Origin of the sequence: Flavobacterium sp. (assembly GCF_028689845.1) — a bacterium.
GTDB lineage: Bacteria > Bacteroidota > Bacteroidia > Flavobacteriales > Flavobacteriaceae > Flavobacterium.
This window is the reverse complement of sequence record NZ_JAQVCH010000027.1, coordinates 1-26,129: the sequence shown is the minus strand read 5'-3', so window position 1 is coordinate 26,129 and position 26,129 is coordinate 1. Positions and strand designations below refer to the sequence as shown.

The following is a 26,129-nucleotide window of genomic DNA, read 5'->3' as shown; positions in this document are numbered from 1 at the left end:
TTAATTTTTTAGTATTAAATAGTGGTATGCATTTAAGTTTAAACTGCTTCCTAAATTTTCAGAACTATTTGTCATTGCGTTAGTCCAAGTGGTATTTTGAAAATCAATAGGAATAGGAAAAGAAATGGATGAATTTCGCACATTGATAAAAATTAAAAGCGATTCGTCCTTAAAAACTTTTTTAAAGCATAGTATATCATTGGATGGATAAGCTGTCAACGTCCCTTTTTTTGCGGCATTCGATGTTTTGTAAAAGTCTAGAAGGTTTTGATAAGCCAGAAGCATATCAGGATTGGTATTCCAATCAATGGGAGTGTTGGAAAAAAACGAAACGTTATTTTGTCTTCCAACTTCTTGACCGGTGTACAATAACGGAACTCCATTTATAAAAAAGGATGCTACCGAAGCTGCCAAAGAGCCATTTTTTCCATTGAATAGGGTCATTGGAGTCGCATCCCAAGCGGATTCATCATGATTTGTTGTAAATCTTATTTTATGTTTTCCAGCTGGAATGGTACTGTATTCTGAAGTATTTGTTAAAAAAAGGTTTGCAGCATTTTCACCATTAAAAATCGCTTTCGTTTTGGCATAAAAATCCCAAGCATAAGTCATTTGAAATCCTGCTGAAAAATGGTCTGTTCTATTTCCTTCGGCTAAAAAAATTAAATTTCTATTGGGAATTGTATTTAAACTTGAAATGGCTTGCTGCCAAAAACTAAACGGCACACCATCGGCATAATCACATCGAAAACCATCAATATTTGCTTCTAAAACCCAATATTTCATGACATCAATCATTTCCAATCGCATAGCTTGATTGTCAAAATTCAAATCGGCAACATCTGTCCAATTTGTTCCCGCAGGATGAATTATTTGTCCCGCCGAATTTTTAGTATACCAATCAGAGTGTTCTGTAATCCATGGATTATCCCACGAAGTATGATTGGCAACCCAATCTAAAATGACCGTCATTCCTCTTTCGTGAGCTTGCGTAGTAAATGCTCTTAACAACGAAAGCGTTCCATATTCACTGCTTATTTCTTTATAGTTTTTAACACAATAGGGAGAATTTACCGAATTAATCGTTCCAATAGGATAAATGGGCATTAACCAAATTGTATTTACACCCAATGCTTGTATATCATCCAATCGATTAATCACGTTTTGCAAACTACTAGTTGTGCCAAAAGCTCGCATGTTAACTTCATACATGATGATATCTTCCGTGTTTGGAATTGGAGAAAAAGGAGTGCCATATTGGGTGTAACCTGTTGGCTGTTCAATTATTGGTTCTTGTGTATTGTCTTCTTTACTACAAGAAAATAGGCCAAAAACCAAGACGATTACTAGTTGAAACCTGCTCATAATTATATTTTTTCTTGTAATGTTTTCATCTCATCGCGAAACTTAGCTGCGTGAATAAAATCTAACTCTTTGGCTGCTTTTTCCATCATTTTTCGCAAATCTCGAATTTTCTTTTCAATTTCAGGTTTCGATAAATATAAACTTTCAGGTTCAGCTGCTTTTAAAATTTTATCTTCATAATATTGCGTCGAAACCGAATTTCCACTCAACACATTGCCTAAGCTTTTATTCAAAGCAGTTGGCACCAAGCCGTGTTTTGTATTATAAGCAATTTGTTTTTCTCGTCGGTAGGTGGTTTCATCCATTGTTTTTTGCATACTGTTCGTAATTTTATCAGCATACATAATCGCTTTTCCATTGACGTTTCGAGCGGCTCTTCCTACCGTTTGCGTTAACGAACGATGGCTACGTAAAAAGCCTTCTTTATCTGCATCTAAAATAGCCACTAAGGAGACTTCTGGTAAATCTAAACCTTCTCGCAATAAATTGACGCCAACCAAAACATCAAACAAACCTTTCCGTAAATCTTGCATAATTTCCACCCGTTCTAAAGTGTCTACATCCGAGTGAATATAACGTGTTCGGATAGAAACTTTGGTTAGATACTTGGTCAATTCTTCGGCCATTCGTTTGGTTAAAGTGGTTACTAAAACGCGTTCGTCTGCTTCACAACGAAGCTGAATTTCTTCAATTAAATCGTCAATTTGATTCAAACTCGGACGAATTTCAATGACGGGATCAAGCAAACCTGTCGGACGAATGACTTGTTCGACATAAATCCCTTCGCTTTTTTGAAGTTCATAATCAGCAGGGGTTGCAGAAACGTAAATGACTTGGTTTTGTAAGCTTTCAAATTCTTCAAACTTTAAGGGCCGGTTATCCATCGCTGCTGGTAAACGAAAGCCATATTCTACTAAATTTTCTTTTCTGCTTCTATCGCCGCCATACATTGCATGAACTTGCGATATGGTCACGTGACTTTCGTCCACCACCATCAAAAAATCGTCCGGAAAATAATCTAACAAACAGAAAGGTCTAGTGCCGGGCAATCGTCCATCCAAATACCGTGAATAATTCTCAATTCCAGAACAATAACCTAATTCGCGAATCATTTCTAAATCAAAATTAGTTCGCTCTTCCAACCGTTTGGCCTCTAGGTGTTTGCCAATTTCTTTGAAATAATCCACTTGTTTCACCAAATCTTGTTGGATTTCCCAAATGGCCGCATTCAAAACATCAGGAGAAGTAACAAACATGTTTGCCGGGTAAATGTTGAGTTTGGTATACCGTTCGATAACCTTTGTGGTTTTGGTATCAAAAGCTTCAATTTCTTCAATTTCATCGCCAAAAAAATGTACTCTAAACGGATCATCAGCATAACTCGGAAAAATTTCGACGACATCTCCTTTAATTCGGAAAGTTCCTGGAGTAAATTCCACTTCTGTTCGGGAGTATAAACTTTGAACCAAACGATGAAGTAATTTTGTACGTGAAATCACTTCGCCTTTTTCGATAGAAATCACATTTTTTTGAAATTCTACAGGATTACCAATTCCATATAAACAGGAAACAGAAGCAACAACCAGCACATCTCGACGACCCGAAAGTAGGGCAGAAGTAGTGCTTAATCGGAGTTTCTCTAATTCTTCATTAATCGATAAATCTTTTTCTATATACATTCCCGTTACCGGAATATAGGCTTCAGGTTGATAATAATCATAATAGGACACAAAATATTGTACCGAATTTTCTGGAAAAAACTGTTTAAATTCAGAATACAGCTGAGCCGCAAGTGTTTTGTTATGAGCCAGCACCAAGGTTGGTTTCTCTACTTTTTCAATCACGTTGGCAACAGTAAATGTTTTTCCAGAACCAGTTACGCCTAGTAAGGTTTGGTATTTTTCGCCACTAATAATTCCATTAGCCAATTTTTCAATGGCTTGCGGTTGATCTCCAGTAGGTTTGTAATCGGATACGACTTGGAATTTCATTTGGGATAATTTACTTAAAAAGTATAATAAGATTACAAATTTACAAACTATATATTAAAAATGATAGTTGACTATTTTATATATTTGTCGAAACTAAATTTATGAAATTTACGCTTTCAGCTTGCATATTTTTAACTTTACTAAGTTCGTCACTTCAATCACAAAATTTTATTCAAGCTTATGCGAATGTGGTTAACCAAACGCAACAGTCAAATATCATAAGTCATTTGACTGATTTTGAGAGTTTTGGCGTAAAAAGAAGAGGGACAAATTCGTTGCAAAACACGTTGAATTGGATTAAGAATGAGTACAGTAGTTATGGATATGCCTCAACGCAATTAACAGAAAATGTGTATCAAAACGGAGCTTTTAACTGTAAAAATTTAATTGTAACAAAAACGGGAACTGTTTATCCAACTACTTTTGTGATTATTTGTGGACATTATGATTCAGTTAGCGGTACAGGCACCAATGATAACGGAAGTGGAACAGCAGCTATTTTGGAAGTCGCTCGTTTATTGCAAAATATTCCAACAGAGTATTCTATTAAGTTTATTCACTTTAGTGGCGAAGAAGACGGTTTACTAGGAAGTGAGTATTATGTCAATTCGGTTGTAAATGCAACTAGTCCGAAATTAAATATCAAAGTAGTTTTGAATTTAGACCAAGTAGGTAGCGTGGCAGGACAAGAAAATAATACCATTACGTGTGAACGCGATACGAGTAATCCCAGTTCTAATAATGCGGCTTCCTTTCAAAAAACAATTGAGTTACAAAATTGTTTTCAATTATATACGTCTTTAAATACGATTATTGAATCCGCTTATGGTTCAGACTATGTACCGTTTGAAAATAACGGAGAAATAATCACCGGATTATTTGAAACCAACGAATCTCCATATCCGCATTCTAATTCTGATTTATTAAGTAATATGGATCCCGTTTTTAATTATAATGTCGCAAAAGGAGCAGTTGCTGCAATGTTACATTATGCAGTAGCGAATCCGAATCCGTTGGCAATTACAGAATTTAAAGAGACTAATCAAGCGGTTTTTTATCCAAATCCAGCACAGAATCAACTTCACATTGCATTCGGGAATTTAGAAACACCAAAAATCAACTTGCAACTCATTGATTGGCTTGGGAAAATAGTTTTGGAGAAAGAGTTTTATCCAACTGCAAATCAAGCAACTATCGATGTTTCTACTTTAGCAAAAGGTATGTATTTAGCACGAATAACTTCTGCGAATCAGTTTTACTCCAAAAAAATTGTATTAAATTAAAAAGTGCAAAGCAACCAAATGGCGAAAGGTGCATCTAACTAAAGAAGTTATACCTAAACCGAGATTAGATTATGAAAAAAGGAATTTTTCTACTACCCATTTTTGTGTTTTTAGTGCAGAGTTGTATTTTTCAACACGATGATGAAGTGTATCCTCCTTCTTATAACGCTGAAATTATGGAACGCGAAGCCTTTGAAAATTCCATTCAATTGTTACCTGCTCGAAGCGTGATTAAGTCGGGCAAAATTTATGTAAAAGATGATTATGCGTTTATTAATGAAGTGAATGAAGGCTTCCATATTTTTAATTATTCAAATCCAGAAAATCCTATCCCGATTTCGTTTTTAAAAGTTCCTGGTGCAACTGATTTATCCATTCGGAATAATGTTTTTTATATCAATCAGGCGGTTGATCTAGTTACTTTAGCCTATCAACCAACGAGCAATACTTACCAATTTCTATATCGAAACAGAAACATGTTTCCTCAAAAACAATCGCCAGGAGGTGATTATACCCCTTTAACAGAAAATCAAATCATTATTAATTGGATTCCAAATTAACAGACGATGAAAAAATATTTTACATATACCGTACTGGTTTTATTGGTTTTGGTAGGCTGCTCTTCTGACAATGCTGATTTTTCAAAAAGTGATGGAACAGGTGGTTCCTTGGCAATTTTTGTTTTAAAAGGAAATTATTTATATACAGTTGATAATCAAACCTTACATGTTTTTTCATTAGTTAATGAGCAACAACCTGTCAAAGTGAATGATGTACCAATTGGTATGAACATCGAAACGTTATTTTCGTTAGATAATAAATTATACATTGGTTCGCAAAACGGAATGTTTATTTATTCTATCGAAAGTCCCGAAAACCCAACGTTTCTCTCTGAAGCACAACATTTTACTGCTTGTGATCCCGTGGTAGCCAATGCAACACATGCATTTGTAACCTTACATTCCACTACTTTTTGTGGGAATAATTTGAATGTACTACATGTTTATGATACTTCGGATGCGAGCAGCCCGAATTTAATTCACACCCGGAATTTAGTATACCCAAAAGGTTTAGGGTTATATGGTGATTATTTGATTGTGTGTGATGACGTAATTAAAATATTTTCAATTACAAATCCAGAAAATCCCGAATTAGTGCATAGTATTGATCAATCCTGTTTTGATGTAATTATTAAAGGAAATGATTTATTTGCAATTGGTGATAACGGAATGTATCGGTATGAGTTGAATTCATTGGATATTACTCAAACGGGTTTTAAAAGTAAAATTGCTTTTTAATCCCAACATTCCATCAATAATAAATCGCCCTCTTCATGTGTTATGCTCACCAAGCCATCTTTAGCCACTTGATTGCTACTTCCGCTGCGATAGCCTAATTGTAAGGTGTCATTTTGCAAAGGATAAACTAAATTATCGGAATGAATACCTTTTACAATTCCAATTGGAATCAAGGAAAGTGTTGTGTGTTGAGGATACCATTTTTGATAATTTTTTGGTAAAAGAAATATTTTAGAATGGTCATCAAAGAGAACAATTTTCAGTTGATTTCGAAATTTTGCTAATAAAGTAATATTTGTCAACGTATGGTCAGCTCTTTTGCCTGTGGCCCAAATCACATTTACGGCTGGAAATTTTCGCTCAATTAAAAAATCAAACGCTTTTTCTAAATCTGTTTTATGTTGGTCTGGCGTATGAATAATTTCTATCGGATATTGTCTTTCTTTGATTTTTTCTAAATCTAAATTTCTATCAAAATCGCCTAATAAAACGTCTACTTTGATGTTTAAATCTAAAACACGTTCTATAGCAGCGTCTAATACTACAATCCATGGCGACCATTCCAATAATTGTCCCATCAATTCCGCGTTACAAGCCGCTCCGTTTGCTATAATTAAGGCAGGTTCTTGGTCGTCTTTTACAATATGGTGTGATGACATATTCGCTTTTTATTCAATGATATAGGTTACGCGAGCTCGTTCGCTTAAGCGGAAATAGCCCAACGCAAAGTTATCAAAATTGGTTTGATTCACTACGTTTCCTCTAATTGTTGAGGTAGGCGTGTTAAATGGACCACCACCGCCAGATTGCCCCAATAAAATATTCATGTAATTATAATAATTTTGTGTAATACCATTCAAGGTAAAGGTCAATTGGTCACCTATTTTTAAATCTTCACTAAAATACAAACCAAAAAGTTCATTGTTTTCAAAAAAGCGGTCTTCTAAAATACCAAATTCTGGAATTGCTTTGTAAGGATCGTCAATTTGCTGTAAATAATAATTGGATTCATTTGCAATATCATCATAAATAAATTTTACTTCGATGTTATCTCCTAAAATTCCACCATCATATTTTTGTTCTATCCGTTTGATGGGAGGCGTAGCTAAGAGTTTATCAGTGGCCACAAAAGTCTCGCCCTTATAGACAATTGTAAGGGTATAACTTTCGTTAATTACGGGCAGAAAATTAGAACATTCATAAATTCCGGGATTGTTGCCTTCTACAAAATCGAAAATAATAGTAGAACTGTTGGTAACAAAAACAGTTGCTCCCGAAACAGTTGGAATCGTATTTGAAAAATAATCTGTAGTGGTTGTCAATTTAATATACTGTTGATTTCCGTCAGTATCTTTATCCCAATTAATTGAAGCTTCTACTACTAATCTAGGTGGAGCGGTATCGAGGTCTACCTCAATCACTTCTTCACAACTTATTATGAAAAAGAGCATTAAAATAATGGATATGGATTGTGTATAGTTCATAATTTAGAATTTAAAGTTGTAAGTAACACTTGGAATAGCACCAAAAATAGAAAGACGAATGGCTTCATTAACAGCTGTCTCGTCATTTTGACTAAACGTAATGGAAGCGGCATTCATACGGTTGTAAATATTATAAAATCCGAAAACCCATTCGCCTTGCCACTTTTTGCCTAGATTAGATTTTGGAGTCAACGTTGCAGATACATCTAAACGATGGTAGGTAGGAAGATTATTTTCATTGCGATTACTATAACTTGGTACAGTAATGCCATTGTATTCATATTGTCCATTCGGAAAAGTCACCGGCTGCCCCGATTGCAACGAAAAATTTGCTCCAAATCGCCACTTTTCATTTAATTTATAATTTCCTACTACAGATAAATCATGGAGTTTATCATAACCTGTACGGTACCAATCGCCGTTGTTAATTCCAGTTTCAAGCGGTGTTCGGCCTTCTACTTTTTGTTCACTTCGTGATAAAGTATAGGCTATCCAGCCACTAAATTGTCCTTTGTTTTTTCTGAATAAAACTTCTAAACCATAGGCACGCCCAACTCCGTTAAGCACGACTTGTTCAATGGCTTCGTTCGCAATTAATTGGGCTCCGTCAATATAATCTACCCGGTGTTTAATGTCTTTATAATAAGTTTCAACTTCTAAAGAATAGTCATCATTGTTAAAATTTCTAAAATATCCAACGGCAAATTGATCTAGAATTTGAGGACGTAAAAAACGATCACTAGGTGCCCAAACATCAAGCGGAGTAGGCGATTGCGTATTCGAAATCAAATGCAAATATTGTGTCATCCGATTATAACTGGCCTTTATTGATTGATCTTCGGTAAACGCATACGAAATTCCTAAACGCGGTTCAAAATGATCAAAACTGGCTATGGTTTTGTTTTTTTTATAATCTATCGTTTCGGTTGGAGTGGCCGATTCATAAATTTGAAATATCGGATTAAAATTCACCGCTTGATTATTTTCATATACATTAATTGTTTCATTTCCTAAACGATAAAACATACTATATCGCAAACCATAACTCACAATCACTTTGTTGGATAATTCATGCTCAGCATCGATATATAAAGCCGATTCAAACGCGTATTTTTTGGCTAATTGTTCTGGATTTATACTGGAGTCAGTACCAGAAGGTTCAATTTTACCTGGATTAAAAGTGTAATAAATCGAATTTAAACCATAAGTCAATTTAAATTTATTGGTTAAATAATGTTTGAAATCATATTTGAAATTGTAATTTTTGATACCGCTATCCCAATTAAAACCAACAAAATCAAGGGTTAAGCCGTAATAGTAATCAGAATAAATGAAGGACATATTCGAGAACAATTTATCAGTAAATAAATGATTCCACCGTAAATTCAAAACAGAATTTCCATACGTATTTACAAAGTTTTCGTTTAAACTAAAAACGTCACGACCAAAGTATCCTGAAACAAAGACATTGTTGTTTTCATTTATTTTATAGCTAATTTTTGTATTTAAATCATAAAAATAAGCTGAATTATCATTGTTAAATAACGGAAGAAATAGGTGTGCGTAGGAGCCTCGACCGGCGACCAAAAAAGAAGCACGGTCTTTCACAATAGGTCCTTCCGCTAAAAGGCGACTTGAAATTAAACCAATTCCACCGTTCAAATGAAAATTATTACTGTTACCTTCTTTTTGATAAATATCTAAAACGGAAGATAAGCGACCCCCAAATCGTGCTGGAATTCCGCCTTTATAAAGTTTTAAATCTTTTATTGCATCTGGATTAAAGACAGAAAATAAGCCAAAAAGATGGGATGAATTAAAAATAGTTGCTTCGTCTAACAAAATAAGATTTTGGTCTGCACTTCCGCCACGGACATTAAATCCAGATTGGCCTTCTCCTGCATTGGTCACGCCAGGAAGTGTGAGTAGCGATTTTAAAACATCAACTTCACCAAGCAAAACGGGCATTTGTTTAATTTCCTGAATGCTTAATTTATTGACACTCATTTCCGGTTTTTTAATTTCGGTTTTAATGACTCGGTCGGTTAGAACTACTTCCTCTAACTGTTGACTAGATTCTTTTAAAGCGAAATTTTTTCGAATATTTTTATCTAAAATAATTGTTTCAGTAATCGTTTCAAAACCAAGATAACTCACTTGAATGGTATAGGTTCCTTTGAGTAATGACAACGAAAAAAAACCATATTCGTTGGTAGTCGCTCCTGATTTTAATTCGGTAATGATAAAATTCACACCATATAAAGTTTCATTATTTCGTTGGTCAGTAATGGTTCCGCTAATCGTATACTTTTCTTGAGCGAAGCACAAATTCGTCATAAAAAGTAAAAGAACAATAATGAAGTATTTTTTTCTAAAAATCATATAGTAAATTTTAAACAAATGTGAAGAAAAATCTTCAGATATATAAAAAAACAGTTGTTAAAGTAGGGTTAATAAAAAACGACCCTTTCGAGTCGTTTTAAGTTTAAAGTAATTGAATATTAATTCAGTAACGCTAAAATTTCATTAAAGGTTGCACTTGGACGCATGGCTTTGGTTAACAATTCTGGAGTTGGTCTATAATAGCCGCCAATCTCTTGACTTTGCCCTTGTGAACCAATTAATTCAGCATTAATCTTAGCTTCATTCGTTACTAATTTTTCAGCAATTGGTGTAAAAAGTGCTTTTAATTCGGCATCTTTATTTTGTGCCGCAAGTGCTTGTGCCCAATACAAAGCCAAATAAAAATGAGAACCACGGGCATCAATTTGTCCAATTTTTCGAGCTGGTGATTTATCGGTTTCTAAAAATTTTTCGGTTGCTTCATCTAATGCTTCCGATAAAACTAAGGCTTTTTCATTGTGAAGCGTTTGACCTAAATGTTCTAAGGAAACGCCTAATGCTAAAAATTCGCCTAGTGAATCCCAGCGTAAATAGCCTTCTTGTATAAATTGCTCAATGTGTTTTGGAGCAGAACCGCCAGCTCCAGTTTCAAATAACCCACCTCCGTTCATTAACGGCACGATAGAAAGCATCTTTGCGGATGTCCCTACTTCTAAAATTGGAAATAAATCGGTTAAATAATCGCGTAAAACATTCCCAGTGACAGAAATCGTGTCTAATCCTTTCGAAATACGCTCTAAGGTAAAAGTAGTCGCTTCAATTGGATTTAAAATTTGAATAGCTAATCCAGTGGTATCGTGGTCTTTTAAATAGGTTTTTACCTTTTCAATTACTTGTCTGTCGTGAGCTCTATTTTCATCTAACCAAAAAACGGCGGGTGTGTTGGATAACCGAGCTCGATTAACGGCTAGTTTAACCCAATCTTGAATTGGAGCATCTTTGACTTGACACATTCTAAAAATATCTCCTTTTTCAACAGCTTGTTGCATCAACACCACATCATTTCCATCAATTACTTTTACGACGCCGTATTCTTCCATTTGGAAGGTTTTATCATGCGAGCCATATTCTTCCGCTGCTTGTGCCATTAATCCAACATTAGGAACGCTTCCCATCGTTTTAGGGTCAAAAGCTCCGTGTTCTTTACAATAATTAATGGTGGCTGTATAGATTCCAGCATAACTGCGATCCGGAATAATTGCTTTTGTATCTTGTTGATTTCCAGCCGAATTGTACATTTGACCTGATGTTCTAATCATTGCAGGCATGGAAGCATCGACAATCACATCAGAAGGAACGTGTAAATTTGTGATTCCTTTTTCAGAATTTACCATTGCTATGGCGGGTCCTTTTTCCATGGCTTCCGTTAAGGCAGTTTCAATTTCATGCTGTTGAGGATGTCCTGCAATTTTAGCATACACATCACCTAATCCATTTTTAGTATTGATACCTAATTCTTGAAAAAGAGTAGCATATTTTTGAAAAACCTCTGCAAAAAATACATCCACAATCGCTCCAAAAATAATAGGATCTGAAACTTTCATCATGGTCGCTTTCAGGTGTACAGAAAATAAAACATTTTTTGCTTTGGCATCTTCTATTTCATGTGTAATAAACTTTTTCAAAGCAGCTATATTTAAAACAGCACTATCAATAATTTCTCCACCTAAAAGTGGAGCATAGTCTCTTAATAATTTGGTTGTACCATCTTTTGCTTCAAAAACAATTTTAAACTTTGCCGCCTCTTGCATCACCATTGATTGCTCACTTCCGTAAAAGTCGCCTTGTGTCATGTGAGCTACATGTGTTTTCGAATCAGAATTCCAAGCACCCATACTATGTGGATGTTTTCGAGCATAATTTTTTACAGCTTTAGGAGCTCGACGGTCTGAGTTTCCTTCACGCAAAACGGGGTTGACAGCAGAACCTAATACTTTTGCAAATTTTGCTTTGATTACTTTTTCTTCTTCGGTTTGCGGATTCTCTATAAAATTAGGAATCGCATAGCCTAACTTTTGTAATTCGGCAATTGCTTCTTTTAATTGTGGTACAGAGGCAGAAATATTCGGCAATTTAATAATATTGGCTTCTGGCTTGGTGGCCAATTGACCTAATTCTGCTAAGTCGTATTTAATTTGTTGATTTTCAGGTAAAAACTCAGAAAAATTAGCAATGATTCTACTCGCTAACGAAATATTTCGTGTTTCAACAGTAATATCTGCCGGAGCAGTAAAAGCTTTAACAATTGGTAAAAAAGAATAAGTGGCAAGCATAGGAGCTTCATCCGTAATTGTATATATAATTTTGGATTTTGACATAGGTATTGTATTGGTTTGAGTTGTTGTATTTTACCTTTTAGGCAAGCAAAGTTACAAAAAATACCTCAAAATATAATGAAATCGAGCTTTTGAAAACGCTTGTTTTGTCAATTTGATAATCTAGAGCCCTAAAATTAGTAAATTGCTAAAAATGAACTAATTTTTTGAGAATTTCATTTTATTTTGAGTGAAATTATTTCAATAGTAAAGTGTTTATGATGAAGCAAATGAATAATTATTTTCTATTTTTTTTAATTTCGTTACTTTTGTTCATCATTAACCTATTTTCATGCGAAATTTATTATTTATATTCTTCTTTTCTACTTCTTTTGGCCAACAAATAACTAAAGTTGATTTTGAATCGATGAACGCAACCGTTTATCCAAATGCAATTGAAAAAACTATTTCTGGAGAAGTGAAATTTGAATTTAAAGTACTTTCTCTCATTGATACAATTTCAATTGATGCGATTAAAATGGATTTCGAATCCGTTAAAATCAATGGTAAATTGGTGAAATATAAAAGTGATTCTAAAACACTAAAATTAGTTGAAGGTTTTAAAAAAGGAAAAAACAGCCTTACTTTTAGCTATAAAGCTAAACCAAAACAAACTTTATATTTTATTGGTTCGGAAACGGATTTGCAAATTTGGACACAAGGACAAGGAAAATTTACTAGTCATTGGTTGCCTAGTTTTGATGATGTGAACGAGAAAGTTATTTTTAATTTGAATATTATTTTTGACAATCATTTTGAGGTGATTTCAAATGGCGTTTTACATCATACGGAAGATATTCCTATGAATAATTCCAAAAAATGGCAATACCAAATGCAAAAGCCAATGTCTTCTTATTTAGTCATGCTGGCCATTGGAAAGTTTAGTAAACAATCTTCTAAAACAAAATCAGGCACACCGTTAGAATTTTATTTGGATGAAAATGATTCTGCAAAATTCGAATCGACTTATCGTTATTCTACTCAAATTTTTGATTTTTTTGAAAAGGAAATTGGGGTGAATTACCCTTGGAAAATCTACCGACAGGTTCCCGTTCGTGATTTTTTATATGCTGGAATGGAAAATACAACGGCTACTATTTTTTCACAAGATTTTGTTGTCGATGATACCGGGTTTAACGACAAAACCTATGTTAATGTTAACGCACATGAATTGGCACACCAATGGTTTGGAAATTTGGTGACAGCACAAACCGGAAAACACCATTGGCTGCAAGAAGGTTTTGCCACGTATTATGCTTTATTGGCTGAAAAAGAACTTTTTGGAGAGGATCATTTTCAATGGAAATTATATGAAATGGCCGAACGTTTGCAACAAGCATCTTCAACCGATACGGTTCCGTTGCTCAATGAAAAAGCAAGTTCACTGACCTTTTACCAAAAAGGAGCTTGGGCTCTACACTATTTAAGAGCACAAATTGGAGCAACAAATTTTCAAAAAGCAGTTAAAAATTACTTGAAAAAATATGGCTATAAAAATGTAAATACGGCTGATTTTTTAAAAGAAGTAAATGCGGTTTCTACTTTTGATACAACTACATTTCAACAAATTTGGTTAGAAAAAGCAGGTTTTGAAGTCAATGATGCTTTGCAACTTCTTCGAAAAAATAGCTCTATGAGCTCCTATTTGGAATTGGTTGATATGCAAAATAATTCTTTTTTAGAGAAGAAGGGAAGTCTTATCGAGATAATGCAAAGTTTCCTTTTTTATCCTATTAAAGAAGAGGTGATTTATCAATTAGCAGAAATTCCGTACGAAGAAAAAAAAGAACTTTTGCAGCTTGCTCTTTCCACTCAAAACCTGAAAGTACGTCAAGCCATTGCTCGGATTATGGTTGAAATCCCAATCGATTTTCAAGCATCATATGAAACCTTACTTTTGGATGATTCTTATATTACCAAAGAAATTGCGTTAGGAACGTTATGGCGATTGTTTCCAGAAAAACAAACAGACTATTTGAATCTTTCTAAAGATTGGATAGGATTTAACGACAAGAATTTACGCATTCTTTGGTTGACATTAGCTTTAATGACCAAAGAGTATGAAATGCAACAAAAAGTTAATTTTTATGATGAGTTGATTGAATATAGTTCACCTAAATTTGAAAGTTCTATTCGTCAAAATGCATTAACGAATTTATTGTTTTTAAATCCAAATGATGAAAATATCCTTAGGAATTTAGTCAATGCCACCACGCTTCACAAATGGCAATTCACCCTTTTTGCCCGTAATCAAATTCGAGAATTAGTTAAAACGGAGCGGCACAAAAAATATTTTGAAGAAATGATGCCAAGCTTGAATGAAGCAGAACAAAAACAATTGAAAAGGCTGTTAGAATAGCTTCTTGAATCTAAACAGATGAGTTTCCTTTAGCTTACATGACTTATATGGTTAAAAATCAATAAAATAGAAATAAAAAATCAAATCTATAGTTTGTCCAACTTGCAATAAATTCCATTCCCTGCTTAGCTTACATGACTTATATGGTTAAAAATCAATAAAAAATCAAATCTATAGTTTATCCTACTTGCAATAAATTCCACTCCCTAAGTTAGCTTATTTGACTTATATGGTTAAAAATCAATAAAAGATCAATAAAAAATCAAATTTATAGTTTATCCAACCTGCAATAAATTCCACTTTCTAAGTTAGCTTATTTGACTTATATGGTTAAAAATCAATAAAATAGAAAAAAAATCAAATTTATAGTTTATCCAACTTGCAATAAATTACACTCCCTAAGTTAGCTTATTTGACTTATATGGTTAAAAATAAATAAAATAGAATTAAAAAATCAAATCTATAGTTTATCCAACTTGCAATAAATTCCATTCCCTAAGTTAGCTTACATGACTTATGTAGTTAAAAATCAATATAATAGAAATAAAAAATCAAATCTATAGTTTATCCAACTTGCAATAAATTCCATTCCCTACTTAGCTTATTTGACTTATATGGTTAAAAATCAATAAAAGATCAATAAAAAATCAAATCTATAGTTTATCCAACTTGCAATAAATTCCACTCCCTACTTAGCTTATATGACTTATAGGGTTAAAAATCAATAAAAGATCAATAAAAAATCAAATCTATAGTTTATCCAACTTGCAATAAATTCCACTCCCTACTTAGCTTATATGACTTATATGGTTAAAAATCAATAAAATAGAAATAAAAAATCTAATCTATAGTTTATCCAATTCAAAACTAACTCATCAGCACAATTACTTCGGTTTTTAAATAGCTTACTGCCGCATAACTTGGCGATTGTTTATCGAGTAAATCACTCAGAATAACTTCTCTTAACTTGTGTGAAGAATCTACTTTTTCGCTCATGTTACTTTTTCGAATGTTTTGAATAATTGAGTTTTTTGCAGTCGTAATCACCGTCCAACAATCTTCGGTTAAATAAATTTGTTGCGTTAAATTGTGTTCGAATTCTTGCTCAATTTGTTGAATTAAAAAAGTTTCATATGCATTTTTATCATCTGAAAACGGAGTGACTCTAATTAACAATTTAGCAGGATTAATACGTTCTAAAAATAAAACCATCCGTTCGTATGCCTGTAAACGCAAGGGAAGAGATTCCATTTGTAATTCTTTTTGCAATAAATATCGGCGTCTTCCTTCTTCATTTTTTAAATGAGCATTAAAAAAATAATAGGCAATTATTCCCGTAATCAAGGCCGGTAAGGTATAAGCAAGCAGTTCAATCACTTTAGTAGCATCCATCTTTTATACAAATTTTAGTCAAATAGCAAAAATAGCATATTAGTTGATAATTCGTTACAATTTTAATTGTAATAAATCAGTAGGAAGCTTATTTTTGAGGTTTGCTAAAAACTATGATACAAGAATATATAAATCAACTCAACGAAGCTCAAAAAGCTCCAGTTCTTCAAAAAGACGGACCAATGATTGTCATTGCTGGTGCTGGCTCAGGAAAAACGAGGGTGCTCACCATGCGAATTGCTTACTTAATGAGTTTAGGAGTCGATGCATTCAATATTTTATCGCTCACGTTTACCAACAAGGCCGCTCGCGAAATGAAAAAACGAATTGCCGATATCGTGGGAAGCAATGAGGCAAAAAATCTGTGGATGGGAACGTTTCACTCTGTTTTTGCTAAAATTCTTCGTATCGAAGCTGAAAAATTAGGCTATCCAAACAATTTCACCATTTATGATGCTCAAGATAGTGTTCGACTAATTGGTGCCATTATCAAAGAAATGCAATTGGACAAAGATATTTATAAACCTAAACAAGTTTTTAGCCGCATTTCATCCTATAAGAATTCCTTGATTACGGTGAAAGCCTATTTCAATAATCCCGAGCTCCAAGAAGCCGATGCGATGAGTAAAAAACCGCGTATGGGTGAAATTTATCAAAATTACGTTGAACGCTGTTTTAAGGCAGGAGCCATGGATTTTGATGATTTGTTGTTAAAAACCAATGAATTATTAAATCGTTATCCCCAAGTTTTATCCAAATACCAAGATCGTTTTCGATATATTTTGGTAGATGAGTACCAAGATACCAATCATTCGCAGTATTTGATTGTTCGGGCTTTGTCCGATCGTTTTCAGAATATTTGTGTCGTGGGTGATGATGCCCAAAGTATCTATGCATTTCGTGGAGCCAACATCAATAATATCTTGAATTTTCAAAAAGATTATGCCGACGTACAAACCTTTCGACTTGAGCAAAATTATCGTTCGACCAAAAATATTGTCGAAGCGGCGAATTCTATTATTGATAAAAATAAAACCAAATTAGACAAAGTTGTTTGGACTCATAATCAGGACGGGCCTAAAATTAAAGTGAACCGAAGCATTACCGATGGGGAAGAAGGCCGTTTTGTAGCCGCCACCATTTTTGAAGAAAAAATGCGAAACCAGATGAAAAATGGCGAGTTTGCTATTTTATACCGAACCAATGCCCAATCACGAGCGATGGAAGATGCGTTGCGAAAACGAGATATTCCGTACCGAATTTATGGCGGCTTGTCTTTTTATCAACGTAAAGAAATCAAAGATGTGTTGTGTTATTTACGATTGGTTATCAATCCAAAAGATGAAGAAGCTTTAATTCGCGTTATCAATTATCCCGCAAGGGGAATTGGAGACAGCACCGTTGAGAAATTAACTGTAGCCGCCAATCATTACAAACGTTCGATTTTTGAAGTGATGGAAAACATTGATAAAATTGATTTAAAACTCAACGCAGGGACCAAACGAAAGTTGGAAGATTTTGTTATGATGATTAAAAGTTTTCAGGTACTGAATGAAAAGCAAGATGCGTTTTTTCTAGCCGATCATGTTAGTAAAAAAACAGGATTGATACAAGAATTAAAAAAAGACGGAACGCCAGAAGGTATTGCCCGAATTGAAAATATTGAAGAATTATTAAACGGAATTAAGGATTTTACAGAAGGACAACGTGAAATTGACGGAGCACGTGGAGCTTTATCAGAATTTTTGGAAGATGTAGCTTTGGCAACCGACTTAGACAAAGATACGGGCGATGATGACCGCGTAGCCTTAATGACCATTCACTTAGCCAAAGGATTGGAGTTTCCAACCGTTTTTGTTGTCGGATTGGAAGAAGATTTATTTCCCAGTGCGATGAGTTTAAACACCCGAAGCGAGTTAGAAGAAGAACGCCGCTTGTTTTATGTCGCTTTAACCAGAGCAGAACACCAAGCATATCTGACTTATGCTCAATCGCGGTACCGATGGGGAAAATTAATGGATAGCGAACCATCCCGTTTTATTGAAGAAATTAAAGAAGATTATATAGAATACATCAGTCCCATAGAAACAGGCTACCGTTATAAACCGATGATAGATACCGATATTTTTGGCGATGTAGACAAATCGAAATTGCGATTGGCAAAACCAACAAACGGAACACCTCCAAAACGCTATGGCGAAGAACCAACAAGCACGGTTAGAAAATTAAAACCCGTTACCGGAAGTGCACCAACTAATGCCAACTTATTTGATTCGAAATTAGCACAAGGAAATGTGGTCATGCACGAACGATTCGGAAAAGGTGTAGTTTTGAATTTAGAAGGTGTAGGAGCCGATAAAAAAGCCGAAATAAAATTTGACGTGGGCGGAATAAAAAAATTATTATTGCGTTTTGCAAAACTAGATGTGATTGGGTAGATTTAGTTTACAGTATTCAATACACAAAAAAAGGATTTCATAAAATAGTAAAGAAATAAAAACAAAATTAAAACTCAGCAACTCAGAATCTCAGCAACTCATAAAAAATGAAATATACAAGATTAACCAAAGAACAATTTGAATCCCTTCATCAAGAATTTGCAACTTTTTTAGCCAGTCAATCCATCGATAAAAAAGAATGGGACGAAATCAAAACCAATAAACCCGAAGTAGCTGAGCAAGAACTCGATGTGTTTTCCGATTTAATTTGGGAAGGCGTTTTGAGTCAAACCAGTTATTTAGAGCATTTTTCAAAAAATCATATTTTTCTTTTTCATTGTTTAGAAAGTGATGTACAATCAATTGTTTTAAAATCGCTTGAGCCTGAAACAGATTTTATGACCACAAAAGGTTTGGAATGGATGGTGAATAATTTGTTTACCGATGCCATTGAAATTCATGTAGGAAAGAAAAAATATGAAGAAGAAAAAAACAGTGCCATCTTTAAAATTATTCAAGAAGGTGCTATTTTAAGCGATGGCCAATTGTATCAGCAAATTGACAACATCCTCAATTCAAAATAAATAACTAAAGTTCTCAGCTACACAGTAACTCAGCCACTCATTAAAATGGAAATTCAAGCAAAAATTGAAAGCTTACGCAACGAACTCAATCAACATAATCACAATTATTATGTATTGGATAAACCAACGATTTCTGATTTTGAATTTGACCAGCTTTTAAAAGAATTGCAAGTCTTAGAGCAAAAATATCCAGCGTTTTATGATGAAAATTCACCTTCGCAACGAGTCGGAGGAAGCATTACGAAAAATTTCAATACGATTGTCCATGAACAGCGGATGTATTCTTTAGACAATTCCTATTCTGCTGATGAATTACTAGATTGGGAAAACCGGATTCAGAAGTTATTAGGGAATGTAGATTTAGAATATACCTGCGAATTAAAATATGACGGAGCTTCCATTAGCATTACCTATGAAAACGGAAAGCTTCAAAAAGCAGTAACCCGTGGCGATGGGTTTCAAGGCGATGAAGTCACGGCGAATATTAAAACCATTCGGTCTATTCCGTTGCAATTAAAAGGTAATTATCCGCCGATTTTTACTATTCGAGGTGAAATTATTTTGCCTTTTGCAGGATTTGAAAAAATGAATCAAGAATTAATTGAAATTGGCGAAACCCCTTATGCTAATCCGAGAAATACCGCTTCAGGAAGTTTAAAACTGCAAGATAGTGCCGAAGTAGCCAAACGGCCTTTGGATTGTTTGCTTTATACGATTGTAGGAAATCAATTGCCTTTTTTAACCCAATTTGAAGGATTAGAAGCCGCCAGAAAATGGGGTTTTAAAGTGCCAACACAATCTGTTTTAGCCAAAAATTTACAAGAAGTTTTTGATTTTATTGCTTATTGGGATTTACACCGACACGATTTGCCTTATGAAACGGATGGCGTTGTGATTAAAGTGAATCGGTTGCAATACCAAGACGAATTGGGTTATACCGCTAAATCCCCTCGTTGGGCAATGGCTTATAAATTTAAATCGGAACAAGTAGCAACCCGTTTAAATTCGATTGTCTATCAAGTAGGGCGAACGGGAGCGATAACGCCTGTAGCCAATTTAGAACCCGTTCAGTTGGCTGGAACGGTGGTCAAACGTGCTTCGTTGCACAATGCCGACCAAATTGAAAAATTAGATATCCGCGTAGGCGATACCGTTTTTGTAGAAAAAGGAGGTGAAATTATTCCAAAAATTATTGCGGTCGCCGAAAGAGGAAGTGAAACTGAACCCACACAATATATTACGCATTGTCCAGAATGTCAAACAAAATTAGAACGTAAAGAAGGAGAAGCCAATCATTATTGTCCGAATTTTTATGGTTGTCCACCTCAAATTATTGGACGAATTCAGCATTATATTTCTAGAAAAGCAATGGATATTGAAGGATTAGGTGGTGAAACAGTGGCTTTGTTATATAAAAACGGACTCCTTCATACTTATGCCGATTTGTATGATTTAAAAATAGAACAAATACTTCCGTTGGAGCGAATGGCACAAAAAAGTGCCGAAAACTTAATTAATGGGATTGAAAATTCGAAAGAAGTTCCCTTTGAGCGTGTTTTGTATGCTATCGGAATACGTTATGTAGGCGAAACTGTAGCCAAAAAATTAGCCAAACATTATAAGAATATTGACGCGATTGCCAATGCCAGTTTGATGGACTTGATTTTAGTGGATGAAATTGGAGATAAAATTGCGCAAAGCGTAGTCGAGTTTTTTGAAAATCAAGAAAACCTTGTATTGATGGAACGCTTAAAAGTAGTAGGTGTTCAATTAGCCGTAGATGAATCTAAATCGACTGTAGTAAGTTCCATTTTAGAAGGAAAAATTATTGTCGTTTCTGGTGTTTTTGAAAAATTCTCTAGAGATGAATTAAAAAAAGCTATTGAAGATAATGGTGGAAAAGTAGGCAGTTCTATCTCTTCAAAAACAGATTTTGTATTAGCTGGCGAAAATATGGGTCCTGCTAAATTGGAAAAAGCGACTCAATTAGGGGTAAAAATAATTAGTGAAAACGAATTTGTTCAATTACTAAATGAGTAAAATTAAACCAGCTTTATTACTCTATTTATTTTCCAGTCTTTTGGTATTAATTGCCGTTGTTTTACACAAACAAGAATTGGAGCAACTTGTCAAACCAATTGTGATTCCGGCAATTTATTTTTACTATTTGCAATACCGATATAAACGAGTGAACTGGTGGTTTTCAATTGCTATTTTAGCTTGTTTTGTGGGCGACATGATCCTTTTGATTGATCCTCAATTTGAAATTTTGTGGATTATTTTTAGTTTTATCATTTGTTATATCATTCTAATTAAATTCGGAATAGAAGACTTAGTCCCTCAAAAACTTACTGTTTACAATATTGGTTTTGGAGTTATTAGTGTTTGTTTTTTATTGTTTGTTATTTTTTCCATTATCGATTTAATCGAACCAAAATCAACCGAACGATATGTCATTTTCTTATTTTATGGCATTTGTTTGTTGGTTTTAACCGTTATCTCGTTGTTTAATTTCTTTTCCGATGCTTCCAAAGCGGCATTATATTTTTCAATCATGGCTTTATGTATCGTGATTTCAGACGTTTTTTATTCTTTTTATCATTTTATTGAACCGTTACAAATGTTTAATTATATCAATATTTTCTTTCAATTAGCGTCTTATTATTGCATGGTTTCCTACTTCTTGGTTCGAAATGAAAAGCCTTCTAAATTTAGACGATAAATCCAACGGAGTTTTCCCTTAATTTTTTTATATTTGCACGCAATTCAACTACAAATTGCAACCATGAAAGCACACACGACTAAAATCATCGGCGAAGGATTAACCTACGATGATGTTTTGCTAATTCCAAACTACTCAGAAGTCTTGCCTCGCGACGTAAGCATTCAATCTAAATTTTCAAGAAATATAACGTTAAATGTTCCCATTGCCTCAGCAGCGATGGATACGGTTACCGAGAGTTTAATGGCTATTGCTATGGCTCAAGAAGGCGGTATTGGGGTTTTACATAAAAACATGTCGATAGAACAACAAGCGGCAGAAGTTAGAAAAGTAAAAAGAGCCGAATCAGGAATGATTATCGACCCCGTAACCTTGCCTTTATCAGCAACCGTAGGTGATGCCAAACAGGCCATGCGAGAATTTAGTATTGGTGGTATTCCGGTAGTAGATGAAAACGGTATTTTAAAAGGTATTGTTACGAATCGCGATTTGCGTTTTGAAAAAGTAAACCAACGTTCTATTTTAGAGGTGATGACCACTGAAAAATTAGTCACCGCCGCTAAAGGAACTACACTACAAGAAGCAGAAGGTATTTTACAAGAAAATAAAATAGAAAAACTTCCTGTTGTAGATGAAAATTATAAACTAATTGGACTAATTACCTTTCGGGATATCACCAAATTAACACAAAAACCAAACGCCAATAAAGACCGATTTGGTCGATTGCGAGTGGCCGCAGCCTTAGGCGTCACAGCCGATGCGTTAGAACGTGCGACTGCTTTAGTCAATGCTGGCGTTGATGCGGTGGTGATTGATACCGCTCACGGACATACCCAAGGCGTGGTAACGGTTTTGAAACAAGTGAAAGCGAAATTTCCAAATTTGGATGTCGTTGTTGGAAATATAGCCACACCTGAAGCGGCTCTTTATTTAGTAGAACATGGTGCTGATGCAGTGAAAGTGGGAATAGGCCCTGGTTCTATTTGTACAACACGAGTGATCGCAGGCGTTGGATTTCCACAATTTTCTGCGGTATTAGAAGTTGCGGCAGCGATTAAGGGCAGCGGCGTTCCGGTTATTGCCGATGGCGGAATTCGTTATACGGGAGATATTCCCAAAGCGATAGCTGCTGGAGCCGACTGTGTCATGCTTGGCTCATTATTAGCAGGCACAAAAGAATCTCCCGGGGAAACCATTATCTTTGAAGGAAGAAAATTTAAATCGTATCGAGGAATGGGTTCAATTGAAGCAATGGAAGATGGCTCAAAAGACCGTTATTTTCAAGATGTTGAAGATGATGTAAAAAAATTAGTTCCTGAAGGAATTGTGGGACGCGTGCCTTATAAAGGTGAACTAAACGAAAGTATGCAACAATTTATTGGTGGACTTCGAGCAGGAATGGGATATTGCGGTTCAAAAGATGTCCCAACGTTACAAGAAACAGGGCGGTTTGTTCGGATTACAGCGAGTGGAATAGGGGAAAGCCATCCACATAATGTAACGATAACGAAAGAAGCACCCAACTACTCAAGATAATTTAAAATAATAAATTAGAAAAGGATATACGCAAGTAGATCCTTTTTTTGTGGTAAGGTTTTTTAGGTTTTCAAAAGCATTTTAGTGGCAAGTTACATTGGATTACATCCGGTGAGCCTGGGTTAGGAAACCTTGCCCAAACCAAAAACTCCCGATACTAACAAAAGAGACGTTTAAAAATCAGAGCCCTTTTTGTGGTAAGGTTTCTTAGGTTTTCAAAAGCATTTTAGTGGCAAGTTACATTGGAGTACCTCCGGTGAGCCTGGGTTAGGAAACCTTACCCAAACCAAAAACTCCCAATACGTCAAAAGCAAGCTTTTGACGTATTGGGAGTTTTTGGTTTGTGGGGAGAGCAGGATTCGAACCAAACTGCTATCACCTTTATTTTACTGTGGTTTTTCAAACCTAAAAAACTAGGGTCTCGATTTTGCATCTTTACTGCAAGAATCATCAAATCTTATGATGTAAAATTAATAAATTACAAGAAATAAACCTAATGAAAGCCTCATTTATTGTGACTAAAAAATGAACTAGTTAAGTGCATAATCGAAAGTTTATAAGAATAAATATTCTAGTTTATCATTTCTAAATCTACCCAAAAATGAGCGGTTCTACTTGTTCAATTTTCAAACCTGTGTATTGACAGAACTCTTCAATTGTTACTAATTCATTATCAAGCTTATTGTTGCTTTTTTTGATTGCTTTTAATATTCTGGTACTTTGTCTGTAACTCTTGCCTGTGATACGTTCAATGTCTTTTGGATAGATACATATTCTTTTTACTGTGGCTTTCATACTTTATCCATGCCTTTGATTAGGCTTTGACTATCTTCTGACGAGCAGAAAATCTTCTGCAATTTAATTATAATTTTTTAAACTGATTGAGTGTGTTTTTATGTTCATTTTGGACATTTGTGTCGATTTTGGACATATGGTACAGTAGTGGTTTTTTCTTTTGCAGAAAGCTTTGTAATCTTTGTTATGATCATTTGAAACTGTTGCAACAAAATTTAGAATGATGGAGTCGTGAGAGGTTTGTGAAAGCAAACCAAATGTTGAATTAAATTTTGAAGTTGTGGCTAGACAGAAAGGCATAATTAAATTGAAAGGTACTATCGGGGATATTACCTTTTACAAAACTCAAGATGGGCATTTAGCGAGAGAAAAAGGCGGAATTGATGCTAGTAGAATCGCTAATGATGCTGCGTTTCAAAGAACGCGTGAGAATGGAGCTGAGTTTGGACGGGCAGGGAAGGCCGGAAAAATTCTAAGAACTTCTTTGAGAGCTTTGCTTTTGAATTCTGCGGATAGTAGAATGGTGAGCCGATTGACTCAGCGGATGATGAAAGTGATTCAAGCTGATGAAGTGAGTGAAAGAGGTTTGAGAAATGTGATTGATGGTGAGGCAGAATTGCTAACCGGTTTTGAGTTTAACATTCGTGGAAAACTTGGTACCAGTTTGTATGCTCCTTTTACAGGAGCTATCGATCGAGTAACAGGTGAAGTGTCAGTTACCTTGCCACCATTCGTTCCTGCGAACATGATTGCTGCACCATCCGGGACAACGCACTTTAAAATTATTTCAGCGGGAGCTGAAGTTGATTTTGAAGCTGAAACGTTTGTGGTTGAGAATTCTGAAACTGCTATTTTGCCATGGAATGCTGCTCCAACGGTGGCTATTAACCAAGTTAATACTGTTACGCCTAACAGTACTAAACCTTTGTTTTTGGCTCTTGGTTTAGAGTTCTATCAGGAAGTGAATGGACAAATGTATCCGTTGAAAAATGGAGCTTTTAATCCGCTTTCCTTGGTACAAGTTAGTGGTTTGTAATCTTAAGTTAGAAATTAGAAATCAGAATTTAGAAGTATGGTTTTATTTTTAACTAGAACTTATTTCCCTGAAGGAACGAATGGTAAACTCGAATGCGAAGGTAAATTGATTTGCAAAACAATTGAATTACCGTGGAAGATGAACGAAACGAAGGTTTCCTGCATTCCGGAGGGGAAATATTTTATTAGAAAGCGATACAGTGCCAAATACAAATGGCATTTGGAAGTAATGGATGTACCAAATAGAAAATTCATTCTTTTTCATCCTGCTAACAATGCCCAAAAGGAATTGCAAGGCTGTATTGCTCCTGTTACTAAACTTTCTGGTCCAGGAATTGGTTTGATGTCTCGGAAAGCTTTTAATAAACTGAAAGATATTGTTTATCAAGCTTTGGATGAAAATGAAAGTGTCGAATTAATTGTTCAATAGATCCTTACAGGATGACAAAAAAGTAGATTATGAATAAAATTGTAGAGAGAGCGAGTGCTCCCACACCAAAGTTTTTTAAAGTGCTTCGAACTATTGGATTGGTATTGGCTACCGTTGGTACAGCTGTTTTAACTGCTCCAGTTGCTTTGCCAGTAATTGTGACTACCGTTGGTGGTTATGTGGCTGTTGCAGGTGGAGTTATTTCAGCAGTTAGTCAGTTGACTGTTGAAAAGAATGAGCAGCCACAGTAATTCAACTTTAGTTGGAACTGCCGGAGGTACTTTTTTGAGTATGTTACCCAATTTGAACTCAGAAGATGTGATAAAAACAGTAATCCTTGCAAGTATTGGAGCTGTCGTGAGTTTTTCAATTTCGGTGTTGCTCAAATACCTCTGTAAGAAGCACAAAAAATAAGTTTAACTCTCGTTGTGGTGACCTTAGAGTTAAACAAATGAAAGCCCAAACCTAAAGGAATGGGCTTTTTTATTCAACAGTAACTTTAATTGAAAAGTCGAATGTTTTTTTATGGCAAGATGGGCAAAAATTCCCAGTTGGATTAATAGTGAAATTCCGGTAGTATACCACGAACTGTGTAAGTTAAAAAGTTATTCTGAAAATTTGAGCTAATTTAAAAAGCTCAAAAATTTTCGGAAATAACTTTTTAACATTTTATATATTTACATAGTTATGATAGACAAA

General features: G+C 34.8%; 20 protein-coding genes. 12 read left to right on the top strand and 8 right to left on the bottom strand.

Translation table 11 applies throughout. From position 1 onward, the window contains the following. Together PHR76_RS10370 and uvrB are read right to left on the bottom strand one after the other, a co-directional pair. Window positions 1-1,365: an alpha-amylase family glycosyl hydrolase gene (locus tag PHR76_RS10370; RefSeq protein WP_300062039.1), complete on the bottom strand. Its 1,365-nt coding sequence runs from the start codon at window positions 1,363-1,365 to the stop codon at window positions 1-3. 2 nt (window positions 1,366-1,367) lie between these two features. Then, window positions 1,368-3,356 (bottom strand): excinuclease ABC subunit UvrB, encoded by a 1,989-nt coding sequence (gene uvrB, locus PHR76_RS10365; RefSeq protein ID WP_300062036.1) that lies wholly within the window; start codon window positions 3,354-3,356, stop codon window positions 1,368-1,370. A gap of 101 nt (window positions 3,357-3,457) precedes the next feature. On the opposite strand from uvrB, the gene PHR76_RS10360 reads away from it, so the two are divergent. The 3 genes from PHR76_RS10360 (at window position 3,458) to PHR76_RS10350 (ending at window position 5,937) form a co-directional block, all read left to right on the top strand. Next, window positions 3,458-4,639 carry a M28 family peptidase gene (locus PHR76_RS10360; RefSeq protein WP_300062033.1) on the top strand — a complete coding sequence of 394 codons (1,182 nt, stop codon included), beginning with the start codon at window positions 3,458-3,460 and terminating at the stop codon, window positions 4,637-4,639. A 71-nt stretch (window positions 4,640-4,710) separates the two neighbouring features. Next, window positions 4,711-5,199 (top strand): hypothetical protein, encoded by a 489-nt coding sequence (locus PHR76_RS10355; RefSeq protein WP_300062030.1) that lies wholly within the window; start codon window positions 4,711-4,713, stop codon window positions 5,197-5,199. Between the two features lie 6 nt (window positions 5,200-5,205). Then, the gene (locus PHR76_RS10350) at window positions 5,206-5,937 is read left to right on the top strand and encodes a hypothetical protein (protein WP_300062027.1); all 732 of its coding nucleotides are present in this window, start codon (window positions 5,206-5,208) and stop codon (window positions 5,935-5,937) included. Here PHR76_RS10350 and PHR76_RS10345 read toward each other — a convergent pair. The 4 genes from PHR76_RS10345 to PHR76_RS10330 all read right to left on the bottom strand — a co-directional run bounded on the left by PHR76_RS10345 (window position 5,934) and on the right by PHR76_RS10330 (window position 12,142). Then, the gene (locus PHR76_RS10345) at window positions 5,934-6,596 is read right to left on the bottom strand and encodes a thiamine diphosphokinase (protein WP_300062024.1); all 663 of its coding nucleotides are present in this window, start codon (window positions 6,594-6,596) and stop codon (window positions 5,934-5,936) included. The two genes, PHR76_RS10350 and PHR76_RS10345, sit on opposite strands and share 4 nt — an antisense overlap. Window positions 6,597-6,605: 9 nt before the next feature. Further along, a complete protein-coding gene (locus tag PHR76_RS10340) occupies window positions 6,606-7,421 on the bottom strand; it encodes a DUF4249 domain-containing protein (RefSeq protein WP_300062021.1) in 816 nt (271 codons plus the stop codon). A 3-nt stretch (window positions 7,422-7,424) separates the two neighbouring features. Further along, window positions 7,425-9,803 carry a TonB-dependent receptor gene (locus tag PHR76_RS10335; RefSeq protein WP_300062018.1) on the bottom strand — a complete coding sequence of 793 codons (2,379 nt, stop codon included), beginning with the start codon at window positions 9,801-9,803 and terminating at the stop codon, window positions 7,425-7,427. Window positions 9,804-9,922: 119 nt separating this feature from the next. Continuing rightward, entirely contained in the window at window positions 9,923-12,142 is a 2,220-nt protein-coding gene (locus tag PHR76_RS10330) for an NADP-dependent isocitrate dehydrogenase (protein ID WP_300062015.1), read from the bottom strand. A gap of 289 nt (window positions 12,143-12,431) precedes the next feature. Between PHR76_RS10330 and PHR76_RS10325 the strand changes: the two genes are divergently transcribed. Beyond that, window positions 12,432-14,498 (top strand): M1 family metallopeptidase, encoded by a 2,067-nt coding sequence (locus PHR76_RS10325; RefSeq protein ID WP_300062012.1) that lies wholly within the window; start codon window positions 12,432-12,434, stop codon window positions 14,496-14,498. An 867-nt stretch (window positions 14,499-15,365) separates the two neighbouring features. On the opposite strand, the gene PHR76_RS10320 is transcribed toward PHR76_RS10325, so the two are convergent. Next, window positions 15,366-15,890, bottom strand: a complete 525-nt coding sequence (locus tag PHR76_RS10320; RefSeq protein WP_300062009.1) for a hypothetical protein — start codon at window positions 15,888-15,890, stop codon at window positions 15,366-15,368. Window positions 15,891-16,003: 113 nt separating this feature from the next. Between PHR76_RS10320 and PHR76_RS10315 the strand changes: the two genes are divergently transcribed. From PHR76_RS10315 to guaB, 5 genes are all read left to right on the top strand, one after another. Continuing rightward, a complete protein-coding gene (locus PHR76_RS10315) occupies window positions 16,004-18,328 on the top strand; it encodes a UvrD-helicase domain-containing protein (protein WP_300062006.1) in 2,325 nt (774 codons plus the stop codon). Window positions 18,329-18,435: 107 nt separating this feature from the next. Further along, window positions 18,436-18,912 carry a DUF6495 family protein gene (locus PHR76_RS10310; RefSeq protein WP_300062003.1) on the top strand — a complete coding sequence of 159 codons (477 nt, stop codon included), beginning with the start codon at window positions 18,436-18,438 and terminating at the stop codon, window positions 18,910-18,912. A gap of 45 nt (window positions 18,913-18,957) precedes the next feature. Continuing rightward, window positions 18,958-20,952: an NAD-dependent DNA ligase LigA gene (gene ligA, locus PHR76_RS10305; RefSeq protein ID WP_300062001.1), complete on the top strand. Its 1,995-nt coding sequence runs from the start codon at window positions 18,958-18,960 to the stop codon at window positions 20,950-20,952. Beyond that, a complete protein-coding gene (locus tag PHR76_RS10300) occupies window positions 20,945-21,634 on the top strand; it encodes a lysoplasmalogenase family protein (protein ID WP_300061998.1) in 690 nt (229 codons plus the stop codon). Before ligA ends, PHR76_RS10300 begins: the two co-directional genes overlap by 8 nt. A gap of 63 nt (window positions 21,635-21,697) precedes the next feature. Further along, window positions 21,698-23,170, top strand: a complete 1,473-nt coding sequence (guaB, locus tag PHR76_RS10295; protein ID WP_300061996.1) for an IMP dehydrogenase — start codon at window positions 21,698-21,700, stop codon at window positions 23,168-23,170. 591 nt (window positions 23,171-23,761) lie between these two features. On the opposite strand, the gene PHR76_RS10290 is transcribed toward guaB, so the two are convergent. Further along, complete coding sequence (locus PHR76_RS10290) at window positions 23,762-23,965, bottom strand: hypothetical protein (RefSeq protein ID WP_300061994.1); 204 nt, start codon at window positions 23,963-23,965, stop codon at window positions 23,762-23,764. A 280-nt stretch (window positions 23,966-24,245) separates the two neighbouring features. On the opposite strand from PHR76_RS10290, the gene PHR76_RS10285 reads away from it, so the two are divergent. From PHR76_RS10285 to PHR76_RS10275, 3 genes are read left to right on the top strand one after another with little or no spacing between them, the layout of a single operon-like run. Next, window positions 24,246-25,001: a hypothetical protein gene (locus PHR76_RS10285; RefSeq protein WP_300061991.1), complete on the top strand. Its 756-nt coding sequence runs from the start codon at window positions 24,246-24,248 to the stop codon at window positions 24,999-25,001. Between the two features lie 36 nt (window positions 25,002-25,037). Further along, complete coding sequence (locus PHR76_RS10280; RefSeq protein WP_300061988.1) at window positions 25,038-25,430, top strand: DUF5675 family protein; 393 nt, start codon at window positions 25,038-25,040, stop codon at window positions 25,428-25,430. A gap of 29 nt (window positions 25,431-25,459) precedes the next feature. Further along, window positions 25,460-25,681, top strand: coding sequence for a hypothetical protein (locus PHR76_RS10275; RefSeq protein WP_300061985.1), 222 nt, complete (start codon window positions 25,460-25,462; stop codon window positions 25,679-25,681). The last annotated feature ends 448 nt before the right edge of the window (window positions 25,682-26,129 follow it).